This is a genomic window from Acinetobacter sp. 1125_18A (genome assembly GCF_052824985.1).
This window is the reverse complement of record NZ_VTDG01000047.1, coordinates 1-1,118: the sequence shown is the minus strand read 5'-3', so window position 1 is coordinate 1,118 and position 1,118 is coordinate 1. Positions and strand designations below refer to the sequence as shown.

1 protein-coding gene and 1 pseudogene are annotated in these 1,118 nt (G+C 41.8%); both read left to right on the top strand.

The window, feature by feature from the left end:
- On the top strand, window positions 1-607 hold a 607-nt coding region (locus FY049_RS22180; protein ID WP_446084427.1), incomplete at its 5' end, for an ATP-binding cassette domain-containing protein.
- Window positions 604-1,118 (top strand): annotated as a pseudogene (locus FY049_RS22175) (secretion protein HlyD); the annotation flags it as partial. The gene FY049_RS22180 and the pseudogene FY049_RS22175, both read left to right, overlap by 4 nt.

The following is a 1,118-nucleotide window of genomic DNA, read 5'->3' as shown; positions in this document are numbered from 1 at the left end:
TAATGGGGCAGGGAAATCTAGCTTATTACAGTTACTTTCAGGAATGCAATTGCCAGTACAGGGCCAAATTAGTTTGGATGGTGTCGATCAATCTTTGCTTGATCCCGATGATATTCGTCGTGATATGGCATTACTAAATCAAAATGCACATTTGTTTTTTGGGACCATCCGTGAAAATTTAACTTTGGGTGCACCATTGGCAAGTAATGATGAAATTATCCGAGCCTTACAAATCACCAATGCTTTAGAAATCGTGGAACAAAAAAAGGAAGGCCTAGATCATCTTATTCTTGAAGGAGGGGTAGGATTCTCTGGAGGGCAGAAACAAGCATTGTTACTCACACGATTATTGCTGAGAAATCCAAACATTGTGTTGTTGGATGAACCGACCGCTTCGATTGATGATGTTTCTGAAAAAGTGTTGATCCAGCATTTAAAAGAATGGTTAGGTCATCGGACTTTAGTGGTTGCGACGCATCGTCCTGCGGTTTTGCAACTTGTTGATCGTATTATCGTTGTACATGAAGGTAAGATTATCAAAGATGGGCCACGTGATGCCATTTTGAATCCTGCACAGCAGGCAAATGCAGGAGGGACTTCAACATGAGCCAAGAAAAAAATGACCAAAATATCACAGCTCAAGACGCTGAACCTGCTCAAGTTGATCATGTCTCCAATGTGTTACAACGGCCAACTAATCCCTCTGCATTAAAGTTTTCAGAACCGCCTTTACCGAAATCCACATTTATTATTTGGATCGTTGCAATTGGATTGTTGGCTTTCTTAATTTGGGCTTGTGCATTTAAATTGGAAGAAGTTTCTACAGGAACGGGTAAGGTTGTTCCGTCATCAAAAGAACAGACGATTCAATCTTTAGATGGTGGTGTGTTGACCAGCTTAGATGTCAAAGAGGGAGACATCATTCAAAAGGGGCAGACGCTTGCGCAAATTGATCCTACTCGATTTGAGTCACAAGTGGGTGAAAGCCAAATGAAATTACTTGCGACACTGGCTACAGCAGCACGTTTAGAAGCTGAGGTGAATGGGACAGCCATCAAGTTTCCAAAACAGGTTTTGGCCGTTCCTGCTTTAGTGAGAGAAGAAAGTGCACTGTATAG